The following is a 25,576-nucleotide window of genomic DNA, read 5'->3' as shown; positions in this document are numbered from 1 at the left end:
GTCAGATGCCCCCAGCGGTGAGTTTTTCCGGGTCCAGCAGCGCTTCGAGCTGATCGCGCGACAGGTCGGTATGCTCCAGCGCCACGTCGATGATCGGCCGGCCCTGCTTGTACGCGGTCTTGGCGATCTCGGCGGCCTTGAGGTAGCCGATGATCGGGTTCAGCGCGGTGACCAGGATCGGGTTGCGCGCCAGGGCTTCCTTGAGCTTGCCCTCATTGACCTTGAAGCTGGCGATGGCCTGGTCGGCCAGCAGGCGGCTGGCGTTGGCCATCAGCTCGATGCTCTCCAGCAGGTTGCGGGCTATCACCGGCAGCATCACGTTCAGCTCGAAGTTGCCCGACTGCCCGGCAACGGCGATGGTCGCGTCGTTGCCGATCACCTGGGCGGCGACCATGGCGGTGGCTTCCGGGATAACCGGGTTGACCTTGCCCGGCATGATCGAGGAGCCAGGCTGCAGGGCTTGAAGTTCGATCTCACCGAGGCCTGCGAGCGGCCCGGAATTCATCCAGCGCAGGTCGTTGGCGATTTTCATCAGTGCCACGGCAGTGGTTTTGAGCTGGCCGGACAGCGCCACGGCGGTGTCCTGGGAGCCGATCAGGGCGAACAGGTTCTGGCCGGGGGTGAACTCGACCTGGGTGAGGCCGCTCAGCTGGCGAGCGAAGCCTACGGCGAATTGCGGGTGGGCGTTGATCCCGGTGCCCACGGCAGTGCCACCTTGGGCCAGGGCCTGCAGGCTCGGCAGGGTCGCTTCGATATGCGCCTTGGCGCCATTGATCTGTGCCGCCCAGCCATCGAGCACCTGGCTCATGCGCACCGGCATGGCATCCATCAGGTGGGTACGGCCAGTCTTCACGTACTGATGCACTTGCACCGACTTGGCCTCGATCACCTGAACCAGGTGAGCCAGGGCGGGCAGCAACTGCTCATGCAGCGCCAGTGCAGCGCTGACGTGAATGGTAGTCGGGATGATGTCGTTGCTGCTCTGGCCGCAGTTGACGTGGTCGTTGGCATTGACCGGCTCACCGAGCAGGCGGCTGGCCAGCGTGGCGATCACCTCGTTGGCATTCATGTTCGAGCTGGTGCCGGAGCCGGTCTGGTACACGTCCACCGGGAAGTGCTGGATGAAGTCTTCGGCGAGCAGTTGCTCGACCGCCTTGACGATGGCTTGGCCCTGGGCGGCAGAAATCTGCTCCAGCTCGATGTTGGCCTTGGCGGCAGCCGCCTTGGCCAACAGCAGGGCACGAATGAACTGGGCCGGCATACGCTGGCCGCTGATCGGGAAGTTGTCGACCGCGCGCTGGGTCTGGGCGCCATACAGGGCCTGAGCCGGCACCTGCAATTCACCCATGCTGTCACGCTCGATACGGGTATCACTCATCATCAAATCCTTGCATCAGTTCATCGGGGGAAATGGACGGCAGCAACCGGCAGTTGGCCAGTTGCAGGGCGTAGGGTTGCCAGCGCTGGTTCTGTTCGCGGCGGTCGAGCTTGCGCAGCTCAAGCAGGGGGCGCCAGGCCTGATCCAGGCACTGGCAACGCCAATGCCATGGCAACATGCGATCGCAGGCGGTATCCAGCAGCAGGCGGAACGAGGTGAGCGCCACGGTCCATGGCGAGGTATCCGTGCAGCACGCCAGGTAGCGGCCTTCGGCCAGATAGTGCTCGATCAGGCGCGGCTCGTCGGGCTCGAGCGCGCAGCGGATGCGCCGGCTGAGCCAGCGCCAGTTTTCCAGGTAAGGCAGTTCGCGCAGGACGGGTTTCATGAACATCATCACCGGTGCTTTTGGGTAATGATATTCATTATTAAATGATAAATGTAATCACTTCAAGCGCGGATTGAGCAAATAAAAAACCCGGCACAGGGCCGGGTTTCGAGGTTTTCGCTCAACGCTTCAGGGTTTCAGCTACCTGCAACGGTCATCCGCTCGATCAACACCGAGCCCGTGTGGATATTGCTGCGGGTTTCAAGATCACTGCCAATCGCGACAATCTGCTGGAACATGTCCTTCATGTTGCCGGCAATCGTCACTTCCTGCACCGCATGCTGAATCTCGCCATTCTCGACCCAGAAACCTGCAGCACCCCGCGAGTAGTCGCCTGTGACCATGTTCAGGCCATGGCCCATCAGCTCGGTCACCAGCAAACCGCGCCCCATGCGGCGGATCAGGGCCGCCTGGTCTTCGATGCCATGGGTGACGTACAGGTTGTGCACACCCCCGGAGTTGGCCGTACTTGGCAAGCCGAGCTTGCGACCGGAATAGGTACCCAGCAGGTAAGAGACCAGCTCCCCTTTGTCGACGAACGGCTTGGCATAGGTCGCCAGGCCATCACCGTCGAACGCCGCGCTGCCAAGGGCACGCGGAATATGCGGGCGCTCATCCAGCGTCAGCCAGCTGGGGAACAGCCGCTGGCCAAGGGCACCCTCGAGGAACGACGACTTGCGGTACAGGTTGCCACCCGAGATGGCCGACAGAAAGCTGCCGAACAGGCCACCGGCCAGCTCGGCGGAGAACAGCACCGGCACTTCGCATGTCTTGACCGGACGCGCACCGAGCCGGCTGGCTGCGCGCTGTGCAGCGCGCTGGCCAATGCTGCGCGGGTCGGCCAATAGGTGGCCCTGGCGGTTGACGTCATACCAGTAATCACGCTGCATCTGGCCTTCACCTTCAGCGATCATCACGCAGCTCAGGCTGTGCCGGGTCGAGGCGTAACCGCCGATGAAGCCATGGCTGTTGCCATAGACACGGCAGCCCTGGTGGGTATTGAGGGTGGTGCCATCGGCGTTGAGAATGCGCGGGTCAGCGTCGAATGCCGCCGCCTCGCAGGCCAGGGCCATCTCGATGGCTTTCTCGGGCTCCAGATCCCAGTCATGGTAAAGGTCCAGGTCCGGAATCTCGCGCGCCATCAGTGCCGCATCAGCCAGCCCCGAGCAATCGTCTTCGGAGGTGTGCCTGGCAATGGCCAGGGCGGCGGCAACGGTTTCGCGAATGGCCTCAGGGCCACTGGCCGAGGTACTGGCCGAGCCCTTGCGCTGGCCGACATAGAGGGTGATGCCAAAGCCCTGGTCGCGGTTGAACTCTACCGTCTCGACCTCACGCTGACGCACCGTGGTGGACAAGCCCTGCTCCAGCGACACCGCCACTTCGCAGGCGCTGGCACCCTGCCGGCGCGCCTCGGCGATGATCGCTTCGACCTGCTCCTGCAATGCTGGCAGGTCCTTGGGGCCTACGCTCTGGACTGCACTCATGGTTTTCTCCACTCAAATTCTGCATTCGGCGAGGGTCATTCTACGACCGGGCCGGACAAGCGGCCCCCGGGTGGTTATCATGGCGGCAATTTCTATGCCTTCTACGAAAAGTGCCTGCGCGGCGACTTTTCATACAACTCAAGCGGACTGCGCACCATGGTTGATTCATACGACGACGCCTTCGACGGCGAAAAAAGCAAAACCCAGATCAAGCGCGAGTTGCATGCGCTGGTCGAACTCGGCGAACGCCTGACTACGGTCAAGGCCGATACCCTGGCGCGCCTGCCGTTGACCGATGAGCTGCGCAAAGCCTTGGCCGAAGCCTGCAAGCACACCGCCCATGGCGCACGCAAACGGCATATGTCGTTCGTCGGCAAACTGATGCGCGACCAGGACCTGGACGCCATCCACGCGGTGCTCGAGCAGATCGACAGCTCCAGCCGCCAGTACAACGAACGCTTCCACAACCTGGAGCGCTGGCGGGACCGCCTGATCGACGGTAATGACGAGGACCTTGAACGCTTCGTCAACGAATACCCCGACACCGACCGTCAGCAGCTGCGTTCGCTTATCCGTCATGCCCAGCACGAGAAGGCGCGGAACAAGCCGCCTGCCGCTGCGCGCAAGGTCTTCAAGTACATCCGCGACCTCGACGAACTGCAGCGCGGCCTGCGCTGACCCCCGCCACCTGGGGCTGCCCTGCAGCCCCGGGGCATGCATCACGCGCCGGTACCACCGACGGTGATCGCGTCCAGCTTCAAGGTTGGCTGGCCTACCCCTACCGGCACCGATTGCCCATCCTTGCCGCACGTCCCCACGCCGCTGTCCAACGCAAGATCGTTACCGACCATCGACACTCGGCTCATGGCCTCGGGCCCGTTGCCGATCAGTGTCGCGCCTTTGACCGGTGCGGTGATCTTGCCGTCTTCGATCAGATAGGCTTCGCTGGTCGAGAACACGAACTTGCCGCTGGTGATGTCCACCTGGCCACCGCCCAGGTTGGCGCAATAGATCCCTTTCTTCACCGAAGCGATGATTTCCTGCGGGTCGCTTTCGCCGGCACGCATGTAGGTGTTGGTCATGCGCGGCATCGGCAGGTGGGCATAGGATTCGCGGCGGCCGTTACCGGTCACGGCCATCCCCATCAGGCGTGCATTGAGTTTGTCTTGCATGTAGCCCTTGAGCACGCCGTTCTCGATCAGCGTCGTGCATTCGGTCGGCGTGCCCTCGTCGTCGACGCTCAGCGAGCCGCGACGGCCCTCGAGGGTGCCATCGTCCACGATAGTGCACAGGCTCGAAGCCACCTTCTCGCCGATCCGGCCACTGAACGCCGAGCTGCCCTTACGGTTGAAATCGCCTTCCAGGCCGTGGCCGACCGCTTCATGCAACAGCACACCCGACCAGCCGGAACCCAACACCACCGGCAAGGTGCCCGCTGGGGCAGGAATGGCCTCCAGGTTCACCAAGGCCTGGCGCAGCGCCTCACGGGCATAACCCATGACCCGCTCCTCGGTGAAGAAGCGGTAGTCGGTACGCCCGCCGCCGCCCTGCCCGCCCCGTTCACGCCGACCATTGTGCTCGACGATGACACTGACGTTGAAGCGCACCAGCGGCCGCACGTCAGCGGCCAGGCTGCCGTCGGCCGCAGCGATCAGAATGCGCTCCCACACCCCGGCCATGCTCACGCTGACCTGCTGGATACGCGGGTCGAGCGCCCGTGTGGCGGCATCGACACGCTTGAGCAGCTCGACCTTTTCAGCACGGCTAAGCACGTCCAGCGGGTTATCCGGGGCATACAGGGCCGTCACGTCCTGGCTGCGGAACGCCTGAACGGTGCCGTTCTGCCCGGCGCGGGAAATCGACCGCGCCGCCCGGGCTGCCGAAGTCAGAGCCTCGAGGTTGATCGCGTTGCTGTAGGCGAAACCGGTTTTCTCACCCGACTGGGCACGCACGCCCACGCCTTGGTCAAGGTTGAAGCTGCCCTCTTTGACAATGCCGTCCTCCAGCGCCCAGGTTTCCGAGATCTGGCCCTGGAAGTACAGGTCGGCGGCGTCGATGCCCGGCCCGGCCAACTCGCCCAGTACAGCCTGCAGGCTGTCCAGGGTCAATCCGCCTGGGGCCAGGAGCTGCTCGCTGACGGTGGATAACATCTGGCTCATAGTCACTCCGAGGTGTGCGCAGGCCGCAAGGCGTCCTGCGAAAAAAAGCGCCGGTGCAAAGCGACCGGCATACGCGCCCGAATGGACGCTTGTTCATCACCGTCGCGCTCGGCAAGCAATACCGCTTCGCCTTGCGCCTGTTCGGCGACGATCCGCCCCCAGGGGTCGACGATCGCCGCGTGCCCATGGGTCTCCCGCGGGCCTGGATGGGTACCGCCCTGTGCTGCGGCCAGCACATAGCACTGTGTTTCGATGGCCCGGGCACGAATCAGCACTTCCCAGTGCGCCGCGCCTGTGACCGCCGTGAACGCCGCAGGTGCCGTAATCAGTTGCGCGCCGGCACTGCGCAGCGCGCTGTACAGTTCCGGAAAACGAAGGTCGTAGCAGACGCTCAAGCCCAGGCGCCCTACCGGCGTGTCGGCCACCACCACGTGCGCGCCATGGGCGTAGTCGTCGGACTCACGGTAACGGCCACGGTTATCGGCCACGTCCACGTCGAACAGGTGCAGCTTGTCGTAGCGCGCCACCACCTCGCCGTGCTCGTCGACCAAAAGTGAGCAGGCATGCGCCTTGGCATCAGGCTGATCGGCAGGTGGCAGCGGCAAGGTGCCGGCAACAATCCATAATCTGAGGTCGCGGGCGGTGCGTTTCAACCAGGGCAGTATCGGCCCCTCACCCAAAGCCTCGGCCCGCCCGATCGCAGCAGCATCCCTGCGGCCCATGGCGGCAAAATTTTCCGGCAGCACCGCCAGCCTCGCGCCGCCGAATGCCGCCTGTTCCAGCAAGGCACCCGCACGCTGCAAGTTGGCCAACACATCGTCCTGGCTGACCATCTGGATGACCGCTACTTTCATCGGCACTCCTGGCACTACTTGTTGAACGGTTTCACAAAGGTGATTCTAGGCTCTTTCCACGGCCCTTCGATGCGATAGTGCACGCTGGCGAAGCGCGATACGCGATCACCGATCAGCCGGTCGACCAGGAACAGCGCCCCACCGACCGCCGGTGCGCCTACGATCAGCGCGGCCAGGGGCAGGTTGTTGGTCACTGGCAGGGAGACCTGAAGGTTGGCGTCCACCCGGTCGCGGACGAGGTCCAGCGTACCGTCGAGCTCGAAGTTGCTCGAAGGCCCGGTCACGCTGATCGGCTCGCGGGTCACGTAGACGCCGTCACTGGCTACCAGCAAGCCTTTTACCCGATCATAGGCCAGGCCCTTGTCGAACAGGTCGGAGAAGTCCAGGCGCAGACGCCGGCCGATGGAGTTGAAGTTGAGCAGGCCAAACACCCGCAAGGCTTGAGCGCCGCCCTCGACTTCCACGAACTGCCCTGTGCGCAATGCCGCATCCATGCTGCCCGAGAAGCGCTTGAGGCCAACCCAGGCTGGCGAGCCGGGCCAGCGGCCATCCACATCCAGACGAAAGTCGCGACTGGTCACGGTAGGCGCGAAGCCCCAGGCCTTGAGCACGTCGGCCAGGTTCTTGCCATCCAGGCGGCCCTTGTACCAGCTGCTGGTGGCACCGCTGTCACCTTCCCAGCCGCCGCGGCCGTCGATGTGCAGGCCTTTGAAGACCAGGTCGATATCCTGAGCGGATACGCCTCGGGCGGTCGGGCGCAGCTTCAACGCCAGGTTGCCATACAGGTCATCGCCGCGGTACAGCTTGTCGATGGTCAGGTCCAATGCCGGTACCTTGCGTGGATCGAACGAGGCCAGCGGATCCGGGCCTTCCTCGGCCTGTGCTTGGACCGGGTCCGCTGCTGGCAGGCGCAAGGTCTGCAGGCGCACGGTCATCGGTGCGCCCTTGGCATCGGGTAACCGTGCATTGCCGATGACTTCCTTGCTATCCAGGCGCAGATCCCACGCAGGGCCACCCCTGGCCAGACGCACGACGGCCTGGTTCAGCTCCATGCCCAGGGCCTTCAACTGGCCGATGCTCAGGTCTACGCTCTGAAGCGTCTGGCGGGCACTGGCGCCTGGGTCGTCGCCACTGATCTGCGTCATCTTGGCCTGCCAGGGCGCCAGGTCCAGGCTCTCGAGGCGCCCCCGTACGCGCAGGCCCTGCTCAGCTGGTACCTGCGCCTGCCCTGCCCCCAGCAGCAGCTCGCCGCGGCCTTGCCCAAGGTTGTCGCTGGGCGCTGCATAGGCAAAGCGGGCAAGGTCGGCATAGGCCGCATCCAGGCGCCGCTCCGGCCCTTGCAGGCTCATGCTGAATCGGCTATCACGAGTCTCTGCTGCGGCCTTGCCGAACGGTGCCGGCAAATCGATCACCAGGCCTTTGAGCGACGAATTCACGCTCAGGCTGTTGTCGCGGCTGCCAAGGTTGAGTTGCAACTGGTAGGGCAGCTCACCAGACGCCGGCAAGGGCTGCTTGAACTGCAGCCAGTCGGTCAAGGCCGCAAGCGCCACCTGGCCATTCGCGCTGATACGCGTCTGCATCTGCCCAGGCTGGCCCTCGGCGGTGATCTGCGCGGTCACCGGTTTGCCAAAAGCCTGCAGGGCGATGCTCTTCCCACTCAGGCCCTTATCGAGGTCGAAACTGAAGTCGCCCTTGAGTCGGCTCAGCTCCAGGGTCGGCGGCGCAACCTTCAGGCGTGCATCGGCGGTGGCAAAGTCGACCTGTACTTTCGGGCGTTGCCCGTGGGCCAAGGGGATGTCGAGTTTGAGCTTGCCCTTGAGCGGCCCCTCGCCCTCCCATCCTGCGAAAATTTCGCCGGTGCCAATAGGCGCCTCTTTGAGAATCCTCAAACCATCGCCGAGGCTACCGTCGAACTTGCCATCAAGGTACAGGTGGCTTTGCTCGTCGCCCTCGACATGGGGAATGTTGACACTGACGTCGCTTACCTGGGTGCCCAGCAACAGGCCTTCATTAGCCTTGATGCGCACGCCACTGTCCTCGATCAGCACATCGCCAGCGACGTTCTGCACCTGTGGCCAGCCAGGCTGGAAGTCCAGCGCAGCGTCGTGCACCTTGAAGAACAGGCTGATGCTGCGCGATTCGGGGCTGGCACCGTGGTTCAGCGAACCTTGGTACTGGAAGTAGCCTTCATCGACGTTGCCCTTGACGATGGCACTGCGCAGCCATTCATCGAGCGCCGGGCTGAGCACCTCAGGCAGGTATTTGGCAGTGTAGCGCCCATCGCCTTCGGTCAGGCCAACGCGCAGGTCCATATAGCTCTCGCTGCCTTCTTCAAACAGCAGGCGAATCAGGAAATCCCCAGCGATCTTGCCCTCCTCACCCAGCACTTTCAGGTAGGGCGCAGCCAGGGTGAATCCTGCTTTGTCGAGGGTGTAGGTCAGGCGGGCGTTGGCTTTCTGATAATGCCAAGGTTTGGCGAAGATCGGATAAAGATGCAACATGAAGGCCTCGGTATCCAGGCGTAGCTCGCCATGGCCAAGGTCTCCACTGATGCTCCCGCTGACGTTACCGGCAGCCGGTGCGCCGTGGTAGGCGTCAAAGCCCACTTTTTCCAGATTGGCAGCGAATTGAAGCCGTCGATCACCGTCGGCCTTGGGCCGCACGTCCAGGCGCAGATTGCGCACGGCACCGGTCACTTTAAGCCCATCGACCACCGTCATGAGCTTTTCCGGCAGCGGCGCCAGTGCATCTATCAAAGGCGTCAGCGGCGTAAGATCAAGGCGGTCCGCCTGCACCTGCCAGGTTTCTCCGGCAGGCTCCTCGCCTGCCCGCTGACGCAGCTGCAGCTTCGACTCCCAGCGGGTCTTGCCGAGGTCGGCTGCCAGTGAATCGACCACCACATCGAAACCCTGCGCGTTGCGCTGGAACCAGGCCGACACCGCCAGGTTATCCAGTGTCACCGCCTGGCGCTCGGCATAGCCACCGCGCAACTGAGGGGCATTGAGCCGGACCACTGCCTGCTGCAACCGGCCCTCACCCCAGTCAACCCAGAACTCACCACCGGCGCGCAGGGCCTGGGCTTGCCACTGGCCGAGCAGGCGTGGCGGCAGCCAACGCGCCCAGTCGCTCTGCGGCAGGCTCAGGTAAGCCTCTGCCTTACCGTCGCGCCAGGCCTTGGCATTCACCCGGCTGCGAAGGTTCAGTGCCAACGGCTGGCCGTCAGGCAGGGTCGCACGCAGGTCCAGCGCCTGGCGTGAAGCGCCGGCCTGCAGGCCAAGGCTGACATAGGTAAGCGTCAACGGGTCACGCTGCCAGGGCTGCAGGGTGACTTGACTGTCGAATGCATCGATACGGCCCAACTGCTGCAAACGCTGCAACACTTCGGCCGGGTCCAGCGGCGCATCATCCTTTTTCGGTAAGCCTTCAAGCGCCCAAACGCCCTGCTCGTTCTCACGCAGGATCAGTTGCAGGCCCGCCAGCTGAACACGTGCCAGGCGTACTTCGCGTGCAGTGAGGCTGGCCCACAGGTCGGGCACCAGCTTGACGTCATCCAGGCGCAACGCCGAAGCCCCCTCGCCCAACTGCAGGTCGCGCACTTGCAGCACCGGCGCCAGGCCACTCCAGCGCCCTTCCAGGCTGCCCACATGCACCGGCATTCCCAACGCCTGCTCGACCTTGCTTTCGAGGTCGGCGCGGTATTCGGCCACCAATGGCACCAGGTACCGGCCGAGGCTGACGTAGAGCGCCACCAACACCGCCAGCAGGGCGCAGATGCCCAGCCCCCAACGGGTCAAGACGACAAGAACGCGGGTCAGACGTCCCATGGCCATGGCCCTCCAGGTCGTTTATCCATGATGGCTCGAAGCAGCGGTTTTGCCAGCCCGGGCACCCTGGACTGGGTATCAGAACGCCTCAGAGCAGCACCACATCGTATTGTTCCTGCGAGTACATCGACTCGACCTGGAAGCGAATGGTTCGACCGATGAAGGTTTCCAGCTCGGCCACGTTGCCGGATTCTTCGTCGAGCAGGCGGTCGACCACTTTCTGATTGGCCAATACCCGATAGCCTTCTGCCTGATAGGCGCGGGCTTCACGAAGGATCTCGCGGAAAATTTCGTAACAGATAGTTTCCGGGGTTTTCAGCTTGCCACGCCCCTGGCAGGCGGAGCAGGGTTCGCACAGCACCTGCTCCAGGCTCTCGCGCGTGCGCTTGCGGGTCATCTGTACCAGGCCCAGCTCGGTGATGCCGATGATGTTGGTCTTGGCATGATCCCGTTCGAGTTGCTTTTCCAGGGTACGCAGCACCTGGCGTTGATGGTCCTCATCCTCCATGTCGATGAAGTCGATGATGATGATCCCGCCAATGTTGCGCAGGCGCAGTTGCCGGGCGATTGCCGTGGCTGCTTCCAAGTTGGTCTTGAAGATGGTTTCTTCAAGGTTGCGGTGGCCGACGAAGGCGCCGGTGTTCACATCGATGGTAGTCATTGCCTCGGCCGGGTCGACCACAAGATAGCCGCCGGACTTGAGCGGCACCTTGCGATCGAGTGCGCGCTGGATTTCGTCCTCTACGCCATACAGGTCGAAAATCGGCCGCTCGCCCGGGTAGTGCTCCAGGCGGTCGGCGATCTCCGGCATCAGTTCGGCAACGAACTGTGTGGTCTTCTGGAAGGTTTCCCGGGAGTCGATGCGGATCTTCTCGATCTTCGGGTTGACCAGGTCGCGCAGTGTGCGCAAGGCCAGGCCAAGATCCTCGTAGATGACCGTCGGGGCACCGCAGGTCTGGATCTGGCTGCCAATCTGCTCCCACAGGCGGCGCAGGTAGCGGATGTCCTGCAGGATCTCTTCGGCCCGCGCGCCCTCGGCGGCCGTGCGCAGGATGAAACCGCCGGCGTTCTTGATGTCTTCGCTGTCCATGCAGTCACTGACCACCTGCTTGAGGCGATCACGTTCGGCTTCGTCCTCGATCTTCAGCGAAATGCCGACATGGCTGCTACGCGGCATGTACACCAGGTAACGCGACGGTATCGACAGCTGAGTGGTCAGCCGTGCGCCTTTGCTGCCGATGGGGTCTTTGGTCACCTGCACCACCAGGGCCTGGCCCTCGTGTACCAGTGCGGTGATGGTCTCCACGGCAGAACCTTCGCGCTGGGAAATCTCCGAGGCATGAATGAACGCGGCGCGCTCCAGGCCGATATCGACGAACGCGGCCTGCATGCCGGGCAGCACCCGCACGACTTTGCCCTTGTAGATATTACCGACGATGCCGCGACGCTGGGTGCGCTCGACGTGCACTTCCTGCAGCACCCCGTTTTCCACCACCGCCACACGCGACTCCATCGGGGTGATGTTGATCAGGATCTCTTCACTCATGGCAGGCTCTCGTCAAAGGTCTTCGGTCATCATGGATCGCGGGCGCCGGGCTGGCTACTGCTGCTTTGTTACCTCTGGAGAAAGCGCCGGCACCTGCCAGCAGGCGATACCGAATTGGGCGAGCAGTTCGGCCGTCTCGCTCAGGGGCAGGCCGACCACCGCCGAATAGCTGCCCTGAAGGCCGGTCACGAATACCGCCCCCAAGCCCTGGATGGCATAACCGCCTGCTTTATCCACCGGCTCGCCACTGGCCCAATAGCGCTGTGCTTCTTCCGGGCCGATGGCACGAAAACGCACAGTGCTGGTGACACAGACGCTCAGGCAGCACTGGCCATCGCTCAGTGCCACTGCCGTCAACACCTGATGTTCGCGCCCTGCCAGGTCCGCCAGCATGGCCAAGGCATCTTCACGGTTTTCCGGCTTGCCGAGAATTCGCCCGTCGAGCACCACCGCAGTGTCTGCGCCAAGGACTACGGCCGGGCCGGCAAGACTGGCAAGGCCAGCCTCAGCCTTGCTCCTGGCCAGGCGTTCGACATAAGCCACAGCGCTTTCATCTGGCAGCGCGCTTTCATCGATGGGGGCGCTGATAACGGTGAACGGCACACCGATCTGGGCCAGCAGTTCACGACGACGGGGCGAGCCTGAGGCCAGGTAAAGTGGTTTCATGCAGACATCTCCCTGTCGGTGACGGCGGTGCCGTCAGTTGATATGCAAACGCCGGCGCAGATCACGCAAGGCGAAGCTGATCCACGGCCAGAGCAAGGCACTGATGACTGCCGACCAGACCAGCGCAAGCGTGGGCAGCCGGTTGCCGGTGAGCGCGCTGAGCCACAACTGGACCAGTTGGGCGATACCGAAGATCACCAGGATTACCAGGCTCTGCTGCCACATCGGGAACATGCGCAGACGCTGCTGCAGCGACAGCACCAGGAAGGTGATCAGGGTCAGGACCAGGGCGTTCTGCCCGAGCAACGTGCCATACAGCACATCCTCGGCCAGGCCCAGTACGAACGCAGTGGTCATGCCAACCTTGTTCGGGACCATGAGCGTCCAGAACGATACCAGCATCGCCAGCCACATTGGCCGGAACACCTCGAGAAACGGCGGCATGGGCGAGACGCTGAGTAGCAGGCCAATGGCGAAGGTCAGCCAGATGACCCACCCGTGGTTACGGCGTGTTTTGGCCATCATTGCCTCCGAGGCTGGGCAGGTGCCGCAGGCGCTGCGGCAGGGCTGGCGGGGGCTGCAGCCGGTGCAGCGGCCGGGGCCGGTACTGCACCGGCTGGGGCGGCGGGCGCGGCCGGGGCAGGCGCTGCCGTTGCAGGCGTGCCGGGGGTGGCCTGTTCGCCATTGGCACCAGCCTCTGCGGGGGCGGCTGCGCCCTTGCGGTCTGCCTCTTCCTGGGCCAGCGCCGCATCGGTGGCGCGCTGCTCCGGCGAACGCCGGTCGCTGAACACCAGCAGCATGTAGCGGCTGCGGTTGAGCGCGGCGGTAGGAATGGCACGAACGATTGCGAACGGCTGGCCGGAGTCATGGATCACTTCATTGACCGTGGCCACCGGGTAGCCGGCCGGGAAGCGCTGGCCCATGCCGGAGCTCACCAGCAAGTCGCCTTCCTTGATGTCGGCCGTGTCGGCGACATGGCGCAGCTCCAGGCGCTCAGGGTTGCCTGTACCGCTGGCAATCGCGCGCAGGCCGTTACGATTGACCTGTACCGGGATGCTATGGGTGGTATCGGTCAGCAGCAGCACCCGTGAGGTGTAGGGCATCAGCTCGACCACCTGGCCCATCAGGCCGCGGGCGTCGAGTACCGGCTGGCCAAGGAACACCCCATCGCGCTCGCCTTTGTTGATCAGGATACGGTGGGTGAACGGGTTGGGGTCGACACCGATCAGCTCGGCCACCTCGACCTTCTCGTTGACCAGTGCGGAGGAGTTGAGCAACTCGCGCAGGCGCACGTTCTGCTCGGTCAGGGCCGCCAGCTTCTGCAAGCGCCCCTGCAACAGCAGGGCTTCGGTCTTGAGCTTCTCGTTTTCCGCGATCAGTTCGTTACGGCTGCCGAACTGGCCCGCCACACCTTGCCACATCCGCTGAGGCAAGTCGGTGATCCAGTACGATTCCATCAGAACCAGGCCCATCTGACTACGCACGGGCTTGAGCAGGTCAAAGCGTGCATCGACCACCATCAGCGCGACCGAAAGCACCACTAACACGAGCAGGCGAACGCCCAGCGAAGGGCCCTTGGAGAAAAGCGGTTTAATGGGCCGTTCCTCGTGGACGACTCAGGAGGTCATTGGACATGGGACAACGCACCAGCCTGGTTGCGGGTTGACAGAAGCGGCGCCGCAACGGACGCCAGCCCAACGCATACAGGTAGCACTGCGCGCGCCACCTGTAAACCGGGCGCTCGATCACTCGCTGGAGAGCAGGTCCATCGCGTGCTTGTCCATCATCTCCAGGGCGCGACCGCCGCCACGGGCCACGCAGGTCAGCGGGTCCTCGGCAACGATCACCGGCAAGCCGGTTTCCTGGGCCAGCAGCTTGTCGAGGTCACGCAGCAGCGCGCCACCACCGGTCAGCACCAGGCCACGCTCGGCGATGTCAGAGGCCAGCTCCGGCGGAGACTGCTCCAGGGCGCTCTTGACGGCCTGAACGATGGTCGCCAGCGACTCCTGCAGGGCTTCGAGCACTTCATTGGAGTTCAGGGTGAAGGCACGTGGCACGCCTTCGGCCAGGTTGCGGCCGCGCACGTCGACTTCACGCACTTCGCCGCCCGGGTAGGCGGTACCGATTTCCTGCTTGATGCGTTCGGCAGTGGATTCGCCGATCAGGCTGCCGTAGTTGCGGCGCACATAGGTGACGATGGCCTCGTCGAAGCGGTCGCCGCCAACGCGGACAGACTCGGCGTAGACCACGCCATTGAGCGAAATCAGGGCGATTTCAGTGGTACCACCCCCGATATCGACGACCATCGAACCACGGGCTTCTTCGACCGGCAGGCCGGCACCGATGGCCGCGGCCATGGGTTCTTCGATCAGAAACACTTCACGGGCACCGGCACCCAGCGCCGACTCGCGAATGGCGCGGCGCTCTACCTGGGTCGACTTGCACGGCACGCAGATCAGCACACGAGGGCTTGGCTGCAGGAAGCTGTTCTCGTGAACCTTGTTGATGAAGTACTGCAACATTTTTTCACAAACGCTGAAGTCGGCAATGACGCCGTCCTTCATCGGACGAATGGCAGCAATGTTGCCGGGCGTACGGCCCAGCATGCGCTTGGCTTCGGTACCGACGGCGACGACGCTTTTCTGGTTGCCGTGGGTACGGATGGCAACTACCGAGGGCTCATTCAGGACGATACCGCGCTCACGCACGTAGATAAGGGTGTTGGCAGTACCCAGGTCGATGGAGAGATCGCTGGAAAACATGCCACGCAGTTTCTTGAACATGGGAAAGGGACCCTGGGGAAAGCGTGGGTAAAAAAGTGCGGCAAACTCTAACAATGGCAGGGATTTTGGGCAAGGAGCCAATATGTTAAATTGGTCGTTTTTCCGAGCACGCCAGCAGATGATCGCGGCCGTATGACCGCCAGAATGCCGACATGTTCCTCATCACGGACCTTATTCCGTTCTTTGTTTCCCCTGGAGATACCCATGGCGCTTGAACGCTGCGACGTGGAAAAGATCGCCCATCTGGCCCGTCTGGGCCTGAATGAAGGCGAACTGCCACGCACTACCGATGCACTGAACAGCATTCTCGGGCTGGTCGACCAGATGCAAGCGGTCGACACCACCGGCATCGAACCCCTGGCCCACCCCCTGGAGGCCAGCCAGCGCCTGCGTCCCGACCAGGTCACCGAAAGCAACCAGCGCGATGCCTACCAAGCCATCGCACCGAAGACCGAAAGCGGTCTGTACCTGGTTCCCAAAGTCATCGAGTAAGGGATAGTGCCTGCCATGCATCAATTGACCCTGGCCGAGATCGCCCGCGGGCTCGCCGACAAGTCGTTTTCTTCCGAAGAGCTGACCGGCGCCCTGCTGGCGCGCATTCAGCAACTCGACCCGCAACTCAACAGTTTCATCAGCGTCACCGAGGAGCTGGCCCTGGGCCAGGCCCGTGCCGCCGACGCCCGTCGCGCCGCCGGTGAGACCGGCGCACTGCTGGGCGCCCCCATCGCCCACAAGGACCTGTTCTGCACCCACGGCGTACGTACCAGCTGCGGCTCGAAGATGCTCGACAACTTCAAAGCGCCGTACGACGCCACCGTGGTCGCCAAGCTGGCCGAGGCCGGCATGGTCACCCTGGGCAAGACCAACATGGACGAATTCGCCATGGGGTCTGCCAACGAATCCAGCCACTACGGCGCGGTGAAGAACCCCTGGAACCTCGAACACGTGCCTGGCGGCTCGTCCGGTGGCTCCGCTGCGGCCGTGGCCGCCCGCCTGCTGCCGGCGACCACCGGCACCGATACCGGCGGTTCGATCCGACAGCCGGCAGCACTGACCAACCTCACAGGCCTCAAACCGACGTACGGTCGTGTTTCGCGCTGGGGCATGATCGCCTATGCCTCCAGCCTCGACCAGGGTGGCCCGCTGGCCCGCACCGCTGAAGACTGCGCGCTGCTGCTGCAGGGCATGGCCGGTTTCGACGCCAAGGACTCCACCAGCATCGACGAGCCGGTGCCGGACTACAGCGCCAACCTCAATGCCTCGCTGCAAGGCCTGCGCATCGGCCTGCCAAAAGAATACTTCGGCGCCGGCCTCGACCCGCGCATCGCCGAATTGGTACAAGCCAGCGTCAAGGAGCTGGAAAAGCTCGGCGCAGTGGTCAAGGAAATCAGCCTGCCGAACATGCAGCACGCAATCCCTGCGTACTACGTGATCGCGCCGGCCGAAGCCTCTTCCAACCTGTCACGCTTCGACGGCGTGCGCTTCGGCTACCGCTGCGACGCGCCCAAAGACCTGACCGACCTGTACAAGCGTTCCCGTGGCGAAGGCTTCGGTGCCGAAGTCCAGCGCCGCATCATGGTCGGCACCTACGCCCTGTCGGCAGGCTACTACGACGCCTACTACGTCAAGGCGCAGCAGATCCGTCGCCTGATCAAGAACGACTTCATGACCGCCTTCGAAGGCGTCGACCTGATCCTTGGCCCGACCACGCCGAACCCGGCCTGGAAGCTCGGCGCCAAGAGCAGCGACCCGGTCGCGGCATACCTTGAAGACGTCTACACCATCACCGCCAACCTGGCGGGCCTGCCGGGCCTGTCGATGCCAGCCGGCTTCGTCGATGGCCTGCCGGTCGGCGTGCAGCTGCTGGCTCCGTACTTCCAGGAAGGCCGCCTGCTCAATGTCGCGCACCGCTACCAGCAGGTCACCGACTGGCACACCCGCGCCCCCAACGGCTTCTGAGGAATTCACACATGCAATGGGAAGTTGTGATCGGGCTGGAAATCCACACCCAGCTGGCCACCCAGTCGAAGATCTTTTCCGGCAGCGCCACCACCTTCGGCTCCGAGCCGAACACCCAGGCGAGCCTGGTTGACCTTGGCATGCCTGGGGTATTGCCGGTACTGAACCAGGAAGCCGTGCGCATGGCCTGCATGTTCGGCCTGGCGATCGATGCCCAGATCGGCAAGCGCAACGTGTTCGCGCGCAAGAACTACTTCTACCCCGACCTGCCCAAGGGCTACCAGATCAGCCAGATGGACCTGCCGATCGTCGGCAAGGGCCACCTGGACATCGCCCTGGAAGACGGCACCATCAAGCGCATCGGCGTAACCCGCGCGCACCTGGAAGAAGACGCTGGCAAGAGCCTGCACGAAGATTTCAGCGGCTTTACCGGCATCGACCTGAACCGGGCCGGCACGCCGCTGCTGGAAATCGTCTCCGAACCGGACATGCGCAGCGCCAAGGAGGCCGTAGCGTACGTCAAGGCGATCCACGCGCTGGTGCGCTACCTGGGCATCTGCGACGGCAACATGGCCGAAGGTTCGCTGCGCTGCGACTGCAACGTCTCGATCCGGCCCAAGGGCCAGGCCGAGTTCGGCACACGCTGCGAGATCAAGAACGTCAACTCGTTCCGCTTCATCGAGCGTGCGATCAACAGTGAGATCCAGCGCCAGATCGACCTGATCGAAGATGGCGGCAAGGTGGTTCAGGAAACCCGCCTGTACGACCCGAACAAGGACGAGACTCGCTCCATGCGCAGCAAGGAGGAAGCCAACGACTACCGTTACTTCCCCGACCCGGACCTGCTGCCGGTGGTGATCGAGGACAGCTTCCTCGAGACCATCCGTGCCGGCTTGCCGGAGCTGCCACCGCAGAAGGTCGAGCGCTTCCAGAGCCAGTATGGCCTGTCGGCCTACGACGCCAACGTGCTGGCCTCCAGCCGTGAACAGGCAGACTACTTCGAGCAGGTGGTGAAGATTGGCGGTGACGCCAAGCTGGCAGCCAACTGGGTCATGGTCGAACTGGGCAGCCTGCTGAACAAGCTGGGCATCGAGATCGACCAGGCACCGGTCAGCGCCGAGCAACTCGGTGGCATGCTGCTGCGTATCCGCGACAACACCATCAGCGGCAAGATCGCCAAGACCGTGTTCGAGGCCATGGCCGCCGGTGAAGGCGATGCCGACAGCATCATCGAGAGCAAAGGGCTGAAACAGGTCACCGACACCGGCGCGATCGACAAGATGCTCGATGAAGTGCTTGCCGCCAACGCCGAGCAGGTCGAACAGTACCGCGCTGCCGACGAAGCCAAGCGCGGCAAGATGTTCGGCTTCTTCGTCGGCCAGGCGATGAAGGCCTCCAAGGGCAAGGCCAACCCGGGGCAAGTGAACCAATTGCTCAAGGCCAAGCTCGAAGGGTGAGCTGAAACCAGCGGCGAGGGCTTTGCCCTCGATCGCCGACAAGCCGGCGCCCATCTGTTCAACGCCGCCCCATGGGACGGCGTCTTGCCTGTGGAAGCCGGCTTGCCGGCGACGGGCCGCACAGCGGCCCCACTCGCAGCACCGGAGCTCCTGATTTGCTAAAACGATCCCTCGGCACCCTGGCCCTGTTTTCCCTGTTGGCCGGCTGTGCCAGCCACGACATCGATCCCCGAGGCTACAACCAGACCGGCACCGCCTCCTATTACGGCGCCCGCCACCACGGCAAACGCACCGCCAGCGGCGAAGCCTTCAACCAGCACGGCTTGACCGCCGCGCATCGCAGCCTGCCCTTCGGCAGCCGGGTCCTGGTCACCAACCTCGCCAACCAACGCAGCGTGGTGGTCCGCATCAATGACCGCGGCCCGCACACACGCGGCCGGCTCATCGACCTGTCGCGCGCTGCAGCAGAAAAAATCGGCATGATCCGTAGCGGAACGGCGCGCGTGCGGGTACAAGGTCTAAGCGACTGACGCAACGGAGTTACAACCATTTTCGACCTGGCCACCCTCCCCACCTTCAGCCTCCTGCAACTGGGCATAGCCTTGCTGTTGCTGGTGGCCGGCGCCGAACTCCTGGTGCGTGCCGCCCTTCGCCTGGCCCAGCGCGTGCACGTACGCCCGCTGATCATCGGCCTGAGCCTGGTGGCATTCGGTAGTACCGCGCCACAGCTGACCGTCAGCCTGCAGGCTGCCTATCAGGGCGCGCCCGATGTCGCCGTCGGCAGCGTGATCGGCAGTAATATCTTCAATGTTCTGGTGATTCTTGGCCTGGCGGCTTTGATCATCCCGCTCCGCGTCTCGCGCCAACTGGTGCGCCTGGACATCCCCCTGATGATCGTCGCCAGCGCACTGGTCTACGCGCTGGCCGCGAACGGCCACCTGGGGCGGGTGGAAGGGTTGGTGCTGCTCTCGGGCCTGGTGGGCTATCTGGTCATGCTCTGGCACCAGTCGCGCCACTATGCCCGCACCTACCCGGCACCACGTGCGCTGGCCAGCAGCGCCGGGCGCTTCTGGACCGGTACGCTGCTGCAAGTGGCGTTCGGCTTCGGCCTGCTCAGCCTGGCCGGCCACTTGCTGCTGGAAGCGGCGGTCGAAGTCGCGACGGACCTCGGTTTGTCTGAACGCATCATCGGCCTGACCGTTGTCGCGGTGTGCACGTCCCTGCCCGAGCTGGCTGCGGCGCTGATTGCCGCCCTGCGAGGAGAACGGGAGATCGCTGTGGGCACGGTGATCGGCAGCAACCTGTTCAACCTGCTGGCAGTGCTCGGCCTGACCGCACTGACCGCACCCGAGCCGCTGACCATATCGCCAAACGCACTGGGCTTCGACCTTCCGGTGATGCTCGGCGTCGCGGCGCTGAGCCTGCCGGTGTTCTACTCCGGGTATCGGATTACCCGCGCCGAAGGGTTGGTATTCCTTTGCCTGTACCTTGCCTACGGGCTGCACGTGGTGGCGTTCACCACCGGCATGCCGCTGGCCGGCCGCCTGGAACGGCTGATGCTGTTCTATGTATTGCCAGTGCTTGGCCTGGTGCTGCTGTACACCACGGTGAGGGCATGGCAGCGACAGCACTAATGGCGGCAAGGTCGTGGCGCGGCGAAGGGCATGTTGCGGGTAGCGCGCCTGGCCACCCGCGACATGCCCCATGACTCAAGCCTGCCGAGCTTTCTTCAAGCGGAACGCCACCCACAGCAGCGCAATCCACCCGGGGATCAGCATCACTGAAATACGGATCGGCGGGGTCAGGTACATCACCACCAGAATCAGCACGATGAATGCCAGGCACAGGTAGTTGGTGAACGGGTGCCCCCAGCTTTGATAGAACGGGGTAATACCTGCCGCCAGCTTGGCCTTGCGGAACTTCAGGTGGGTGATGCTGATGCTCGCCCAGTTGATCACCAGGGCCGACACCGCCAGCGCCATCAGCAGGCCGAATGCCTCACCCGGCATCAGGTAGTTGATCACCACGCACATGCCCGTAGCGAATGCCGACACGCCCAACGCCGTCAATGGCACGCCGCTGCGGCTGACCTTGAGCAACTGGCGTGGTGCATCGCCCTGGCTTGCCAGGCCGAATAACATGCGGCTGTTGGCGTACACGCAACTGTTGTAGACCGACAGCGCAGCCGTGAGCACCACGATATTGAGGATGGTCGCCACCAGATCGCTGTCCAGTTCGTGGAAGATCATCACGAACGGGCTGCCACCCTGAACGACCTTCTGCCACGGGTACAGCGACAACAGCACGGCCAGCGCGCCGATGTAGAAAATCAGGATGCGGTAAACCACCTGGTTGGTAGCCTTGGGAATGCTCTGGCGCGGGTTGTCCGCTTCGGCGGCCGTGATACCCACCAGCTCCAGGCCACCAAAGGAGAACATGATCACCGCCAGGGCCATCACCAGCCCGGTGACGCCATTGGGGAAGAACCCACCGTATTGCCACAGGTTGGCCACACTGGCGTCCGGGCCGCCGTGACCGCTGCTCAGCAGCCAGGCGCCGAAGCCGATCATGCTGACGATGGCCACTACCTTGACCAGCGCGAACCAGAACTCCATCTCGCCATAGACCTTCACCTGGGTCAGGTTGATGAGGTTGATCACCACGAAGAAGATCGCCGCCGTGGCCCAGGTCGGAAACTCCGGCCACCAGTACTGCACGTAGATGCCCACGGCGGTAAGCTCGGCCATGCCCACGAGCACATAGACCACCCAGTAGTTCCAGCCCGAGACGAAGCCTGCGAACTCACTCCAGTACTGGTGTGCGAAGTGGCTGAAGCTGCCGGCGACCGGCTCTTCGACCACCATTTCGCCCAACTGGCGCATGATGAAGAAAGCCATCAGGCCAGCGATGGCATAGCCCAGCAAAACGGAGGGGCCCGCCAGCTGGATGGTCTGGGCGATGCCCAGGAACAACCCGGTACCGATGGCACCCCCCAGCGCGATCAGCTGGATATGGCGATTCTTCAGCCCGCGCTGCAACCGCTCGGGCGTGCTCTGGTCTTGCATGAAGTGTCCTTAAGCTCAGTGAGGCAGTGTTTTTGTGATGTATGCAGTCAAGGATCTAGATCCATCCGCCCCACTGCAAGATGAAAATACCAATATTGGTGGTGATCGCCGCCATTAGCGTAGTAATCACGATGATCGAGGCCGCCAGTTCGTGGTTGCCGTTGGCTGCCCGTGCCATGACATAACTGGCCGCCGCCGTTGGGCTGCCGATGTACAAGAACAGAATGCCCAGCTCGGCCCCGCGAAAACCGCAGAGCCAGGCACCGAGCGTGCCGAACAGCGGCAACCAGAGCATCTTCACCAGGCTGACGTCGATGGCCAGCTTGCCGCTGTCGCGCAGGGCATTGAGCGACAAGGTGCCACCGATACAGATCAGCGCCAGCGGCAGGGTCATCTGCGCGAGGTAGTCACCCGAGGTGAGCAACCAGTTGGGCAGGGGTACCTGGCCGTAGGCCATGGGCGTGGCCAGCAGCACGCTGATGATCAGCGGGTTGCTGATAATGCTCTTGCAGATGCTCCACGGGTCGGATTTCAGGTCCGGGCTGTATACCGCCAGCACGATGGCTGAAAGTGAGTTGTACAGCAGGATCACCAGGCCGGCGAGCACTGCCCCCAGGGAGATACCGTAGTCCCCGTAAAGGCTCGCGGCCAGGGCCAGGCCGATCACGCCATTGTTGCCGCGGAACGCCCCCTGGGTGTAGATGCCGCGGTCGGCCAGCGGGCTGCGCCAGATGGCCAAGCCCCAGGCCAAGGCGAAACCGACCAGGGTGGCAGCGACGAAATAGAGGATGACCCCCGGTTTGACCGCCGCTGCCAGGTCGGCATGGTAGATGCCGAGGAATAGCAGCGCAGGCATGCAGACGTTGAACACCAGTTGCGAGGCAACACGGTTGAAATTGTCGTCGATCAGGTGAATGCGTTTGAGCAGCACGCCCAGGAACAGCATGGCGAAGACGGGCGCCGTGATGTTCAGCGTCTGGATAAGAAGGGCGAGCATGCGCTAGCGATCCTGAGGAGGTTGCCGTTAGGGGGCTAATGATACGCCAACAGGCCAGGAGTTGCGGGGATCAGCTGCAATATAAAGAAATTTCTGCAAGGCCCTATCGCCGGCAAGCCGGCCCACACCATGGACTGCCCGCAGGAAGTTGAACACCAATCCACTAGCTTGGGGCAGCCCACTATGTCCAATCCTACGCCCGCACCTGTGGGAGCAGGCTTGCCGGCGATAGGGCCGGCACTGCCAGGAATAAGCTCAGCGCCGCACAGGCCGCTTCTGCAGTTTGCGCTGCAATGTGCGCCGGTGCATGCCCAGCGCCCGCGCGGTCGCGGAGATATTGCCCTCGTGCTCGCTGAGCACGCGCTGGATGTGCTCCCACTGCAAGCGGTCCACCGACATGGGGTTTTCCGGCACCAACGTGTCCAGGTCCGTATGCTCCGAAAGCAGTGCGGCCAACACATCATCGGCATCGGCGGGTTTGCACAGGTAGTTGCACGCCCCGCGCTTGACCGCCTCGACCGCCGTGGCAATGCTCGAATAGCCGGTGAGGATCACCACGCGCATTTCAGGGTCCAGTTCCAGCAGCTTTGGCAGCAGTACCAGGCCGGAGTCGCCTTCCATCTTCAAGTCCAGCGTGGCGTAGTCCGGCAGGTCGTTCTGCGCCAGGGCCAGGCCTTCCTCGGCGGAGCCTGCAGTGCTCACACGGAAACCGCGACGGCTCATGGCACGGGCCATGACCCGCGTGAAGGTGGCATCGTCATCCACCAGCAGCAGGTGCGGCAGCTCTTCGCTTTCGACCTGGTTTTCTTCGCTCATCATTCATCTCCTCGCTTGCCACGGGGCAGGCGCAGTTCGGTCAGGGTGCCACCCTGCTCATGACTATAGAGTTTCACCGAACCGCCCGCACGGGTCACGCTGGCTTTGCTCAAGAACAGGCCCAGGCCGAAGCCTTTGCCTTTGGTGGTAATGAAGGGTTTGCCGATCGCTTCGGCAATGGCCGGCGGCACGCCGGGGCCATGGTCGCGGATGCTGATGACGATATCCTGGGCGTCCCAGTCCAGGCGCACCTCCAGATCGTCAGGGCACGCATCGGCGGCATTGTTCAACAAGTTCAGCAGTGCCTGGGTCAGGTCCGGTGGCGGGGTCAGGCGCGGTACCTGGCCATCGCGCAGACGCTGGAAGCGGTAGCTGGCTTCGGGGCGCATCAGGTGCCAACGGTTCAGCGCCTCATCCAGCCATTCGGTCACGTCCTGCTCCACCACCGCAAGGCGGCGGTTGGCTTCGGCGGCACGCACCAGCTGCTGCAGGGTTTCCTTGCACAGCTTGACCTGGTCCTGAAGGATCTGCAGGTCCTCCTGCAACAATGGGTCGGCGTGGTCCTGGCGCATTTCGTTGAGCAACACGCTCATGGTCGCAAGCGGCGTGCCCAGCTCGTGGGCCGCACCGGCGGCCTGGGTGGCCACGGCCAACAGTTGTTCGTCGCGCAGGCTTTCTTCGCGCCGTTCAGACCGCAGTTTTTCCTGGCGGCGCAGCTCTTCGGCCATGCGCGCGGCAAAGAAGGTGATCACCGCAGCCGCCAGCGCGATGCTCAACCACATGCCGTAGACCTGCATCTTGTCCCGCGCCATCGGCAGCCCCTCGAGCGGGTAGAACTGGACCAGCAACAGGCTGTAGGCGGTCAGGGCGATACCCGAAAGAATCAGCGAGTAGAGCCAGGGCAAGGTCACGGCGGCGATGGCCAGCGGCACCAGGTAATAGGAAACGAAAGGGTTGGTCGAGCCGCCCGAGTAATACAGCAACGCGCTGTGGATCAGCAGGTCGCAGGCCAGCTGCAGCGCGTATTCCAGTTCGGTGACCGGCAGCGACAGGCGCAAGCGCAAGGCGGTGAAGGCGCACAGCAGGGACGACAGGGCCAGGGTCGCAGCCAGGGAAAACCACGGCAGCGGCAGCAGTTCGGTCCAGTAGGCGACGCCCACCGAGCCTGCCTGAGCGGCCAGGACCAGAACGCGAATGACAGTCAGGCGCCAGAGGTTCTGGCGGGTAGCGGACAACGGTTGTGCGGCGGCGAGCATGAGCTCTCCTGATGAGTGCTCCAGGACAATCGGCTGGAGTATACCGAAGCCAGGCGCCGAGCTGCAGCGATGCGGCAAAGCGCCACAGTTTGTCACAGGTTCATGATGGCACTTTTGAACCCACTACACTGATCCCGGTCTCATGGGCCATGCGTGGGATGGATGGCCAAACCCACGCCTTTCATTGCCAAGGAGTATCACATGCCTAACCCTCGTCGCGGCGCTGCCCTGATCCTTTCCTGCGGCCTGCTTGCCAGCCTGCCGGCGCTGGCGGCTGATGAGCCGCGCTACAATCAGGTATCGCTGCGTGCCGAAGTCAGCAAGGAAGTGCCGCGCGACCTGATGGTCGTGACCCTTTATAGCGAAGCGCAAAACACCGACCCGGGCAAGCTTGCCAAACAGATCACCGAAACCATGAACAAGGCCGTGCAGCAGGCCCGCCAGGTCAAGGACGTGAAGATCAGCCAGGGCAGCCGTAACAGCTACCCGGTCTATGACAGCAAGGGGCAGAAGATCACCGGCTGGCGCGAGCGTGCCGAAGTGCGCCTGGAAAGCGCCGACTTCCCGGCCCTCTCTCAGCTCAGCGCCGACCTGCTGCAGGACCTGAAGATGGGCGGCATGGACTTCTCTATCGCCCCAGCCACGCGCAAGGCCAGCGAAGACGCCTTGCTCAAGGATGCGGTCAACGCCTTCAAGGCGCGCGCGCAACTGGCGACCGAAGCCTTGGGTGGCAAGGGCTATAAGGTGGTCAGCCTGAACCTCAACAGCAGTGGCTACCCACGCCCCTATCTGCGCAGTGCGCCGATGGCCATGAAAGCCATGGGTGCCGACGAAGCAGCACCGGCGCCGGATATCGAGGCAGGTACCAGCGAAGTCAGCATGAACGCTGACGGCCTGATCGAAGTGCAGATGCCTTGATCGAGGCTGGCGATTCACGGGGCGCTTGG

General features: G+C 63.5%; 22 protein-coding genes. 7 read left to right on the top strand and 15 right to left on the bottom strand.

From position 1 onward, the window contains the following. Window position 1 precedes the first annotated feature (1 nt). The 3 genes from JNA92_RS08225 to pmbA all read right to left on the bottom strand — a co-directional run bounded on the left by JNA92_RS08225 (window position 2) and on the right by pmbA (window position 3,247). On the bottom strand, window positions 2–1,378 hold the full coding sequence (locus JNA92_RS08225; protein ID WP_241804232.1) for a class II fumarate hydratase: 1,377 nt from the start codon (window positions 1,376–1,378) through the stop codon (window positions 2–4). Continuing rightward, the gene (locus tag JNA92_RS08220) at window positions 1,371–1,772 is read right to left on the bottom strand and encodes a FagA protein (protein WP_241804231.1); all 402 of its coding nucleotides are present in this window, start codon (window positions 1,770–1,772) and stop codon (window positions 1,371–1,373) included. Before JNA92_RS08220 ends, JNA92_RS08225 begins: the two co-directional genes overlap by 8 nt. A gap of 128 nt (window positions 1,773–1,900) precedes the next feature. Further along, window positions 1,901–3,247, bottom strand: a complete 1,347-nt coding sequence (gene pmbA, locus JNA92_RS08215) for a metalloprotease PmbA (RefSeq protein WP_241804230.1) — start codon at window positions 3,245–3,247, stop codon at window positions 1,901–1,903. Between the two features lie 156 nt (window positions 3,248–3,403). On the opposite strand from pmbA, the gene yjgA reads away from it, so the two are divergent. Next, complete coding sequence (gene yjgA / locus JNA92_RS08210) at window positions 3,404–3,925, top strand: ribosome biogenesis factor YjgA (RefSeq protein WP_012316086.1); 522 nt, start codon at window positions 3,404–3,406, stop codon at window positions 3,923–3,925. Between the two features lie 41 nt (window positions 3,926–3,966). Here the strand turns inward: yjgA and tldD are convergent, their stop codons facing one another. The 8 genes from tldD to mreB form a co-directional block, all read right to left on the bottom strand. Beyond that, entirely contained in the window at window positions 3,967–5,406 is a 1,440-nt protein-coding gene (tldD, locus tag JNA92_RS08205; protein ID WP_241804229.1) for a metalloprotease TldD, read from the bottom strand. A gap of 2 nt (window positions 5,407–5,408) precedes the next feature. Continuing rightward, window positions 5,409–6,260, bottom strand: a complete 852-nt coding sequence (locus JNA92_RS08200; protein WP_241804228.1) for a carbon-nitrogen hydrolase family protein — start codon at window positions 6,258–6,260, stop codon at window positions 5,409–5,411. A 14-nt stretch (window positions 6,261–6,274) separates the two neighbouring features. Continuing rightward, a complete protein-coding gene (locus JNA92_RS08195; RefSeq protein ID WP_241804227.1) occupies window positions 6,275–10,090 on the bottom strand; it encodes a YhdP family protein in 3,816 nt (1,271 codons plus the stop codon). 82 nt (window positions 10,091–10,172) lie between these two features. Continuing rightward, entirely contained in the window at window positions 10,173–11,630 is a 1,458-nt protein-coding gene (gene rng / locus JNA92_RS08190) for a ribonuclease G (RefSeq protein WP_241804226.1), read from the bottom strand. A 54-nt stretch (window positions 11,631–11,684) separates the two neighbouring features. Beyond that, window positions 11,685–12,296 (bottom strand): Maf family protein, encoded by a 612-nt coding sequence (locus JNA92_RS08185; protein WP_241804225.1) that lies wholly within the window; start codon window positions 12,294–12,296, stop codon window positions 11,685–11,687. Between the two features lie 33 nt (window positions 12,297–12,329). Beyond that, a complete protein-coding gene (gene mreD / locus JNA92_RS08180; RefSeq protein ID WP_241804224.1) occupies window positions 12,330–12,818 on the bottom strand; it encodes a rod shape-determining protein MreD in 489 nt (162 codons plus the stop codon). Next, the gene (gene mreC / locus JNA92_RS08175; RefSeq protein ID WP_241804223.1) at window positions 12,818–13,843 is read right to left on the bottom strand and encodes a rod shape-determining protein MreC; all 1,026 of its coding nucleotides are present in this window, start codon (window positions 13,841–13,843) and stop codon (window positions 12,818–12,820) included. Before mreC ends, mreD begins: the two co-directional genes overlap by 1 nt. A 198-nt stretch (window positions 13,844–14,041) precedes the next feature. Next, on the bottom strand, window positions 14,042–15,079 hold the full coding sequence (mreB, locus tag JNA92_RS08170; RefSeq protein WP_003255163.1) for a rod shape-determining protein MreB: 1,038 nt from the start codon (window positions 15,077–15,079) through the stop codon (window positions 14,042–14,044). Window positions 15,080–15,283: 204 nt separating this feature from the next. On the opposite strand from mreB, the gene gatC reads away from it, so the two are divergent. The 5 genes from gatC to JNA92_RS08145 all read left to right on the top strand — a co-directional run bounded on the left by gatC (window position 15,284) and on the right by JNA92_RS08145 (window position 20,129). After that, complete coding sequence (gatC, locus tag JNA92_RS08165) at window positions 15,284–15,571, top strand: Asp-tRNA(Asn)/Glu-tRNA(Gln) amidotransferase subunit GatC (RefSeq protein WP_241804222.1); 288 nt, start codon at window positions 15,284–15,286, stop codon at window positions 15,569–15,571. A gap of 15 nt (window positions 15,572–15,586) precedes the next feature. Next, entirely contained in the window at window positions 15,587–17,038 is a 1,452-nt protein-coding gene (gatA, locus tag JNA92_RS08160) for an Asp-tRNA(Asn)/Glu-tRNA(Gln) amidotransferase subunit GatA (RefSeq protein WP_241804221.1), read from the top strand. Between the two features lie 11 nt (window positions 17,039–17,049). Beyond that, a complete protein-coding gene (gatB, locus tag JNA92_RS08155) occupies window positions 17,050–18,495 on the top strand; it encodes an Asp-tRNA(Asn)/Glu-tRNA(Gln) amidotransferase subunit GatB (RefSeq protein ID WP_241804220.1) in 1,446 nt (481 codons plus the stop codon). 155 nt (window positions 18,496–18,650) lie between these two features. After that, entirely contained in the window at window positions 18,651–19,025 is a 375-nt protein-coding gene (locus JNA92_RS08150; RefSeq protein WP_241804219.1) for a septal ring lytic transglycosylase RlpA family protein, read from the top strand. A 60-nt stretch (window positions 19,026–19,085) separates the two neighbouring features. After that, complete coding sequence (locus JNA92_RS08145) at window positions 19,086–20,129, top strand: calcium/sodium antiporter (protein WP_241804435.1); 1,044 nt, start codon at window positions 19,086–19,088, stop codon at window positions 20,127–20,129. 75 nt (window positions 20,130–20,204) lie between these two features. Here the strand turns inward: JNA92_RS08145 and JNA92_RS08140 are convergent, their stop codons facing one another. The 4 genes from JNA92_RS08140 to JNA92_RS08125 all read right to left on the bottom strand — a co-directional run bounded on the left by JNA92_RS08140 (window position 20,205) and on the right by JNA92_RS08125 (window position 24,629). Continuing rightward, window positions 20,205–21,560 carry an amino acid permease gene (locus JNA92_RS08140; protein ID WP_241804218.1) on the bottom strand — a complete coding sequence of 452 codons (1,356 nt, stop codon included), beginning with the start codon at window positions 21,558–21,560 and terminating at the stop codon, window positions 20,205–20,207. Window positions 21,561–21,615: 55 nt separating this feature from the next. Next, on the bottom strand, window positions 21,616–22,557 hold the full coding sequence (locus tag JNA92_RS08135; protein ID WP_241804217.1) for an AEC family transporter: 942 nt from the start codon (window positions 22,555–22,557) through the stop codon (window positions 21,616–21,618). Window positions 22,558–22,812: 255 nt separating this feature from the next. After that, complete coding sequence (locus JNA92_RS08130) at window positions 22,813–23,373, bottom strand: response regulator transcription factor (protein WP_241804216.1); 561 nt, start codon at window positions 23,371–23,373, stop codon at window positions 22,813–22,815. Beyond that, a complete protein-coding gene (locus tag JNA92_RS08125) occupies window positions 23,373–24,629 on the bottom strand; it encodes an ATP-binding protein (RefSeq protein ID WP_241804215.1) in 1,257 nt (418 codons plus the stop codon). Before JNA92_RS08125 ends, JNA92_RS08130 begins: the two co-directional genes overlap by 1 nt. A gap of 201 nt (window positions 24,630–24,830) precedes the next feature. On the opposite strand from JNA92_RS08125, the gene JNA92_RS08120 reads away from it, so the two are divergent. Then, on the top strand, window positions 24,831–25,547 hold the full coding sequence (locus JNA92_RS08120; RefSeq protein ID WP_241804214.1) for an SIMPL domain-containing protein: 717 nt from the start codon (window positions 24,831–24,833) through the stop codon (window positions 25,545–25,547). The last annotated feature ends 29 nt before the right edge of the window (window positions 25,548–25,576 follow it).

It is taken from the genome of Pseudomonas putida, from assembly GCF_022627325.1.
Taxonomy (GTDB): Bacteria; Pseudomonadota; Gammaproteobacteria; order Pseudomonadales; family Pseudomonadaceae; genus Aquipseudomonas; species Aquipseudomonas putida_X.
Note: the sequence above shows the minus strand (reverse complement) of the source record. Positions and strands in the feature narration are given on the sequence as shown.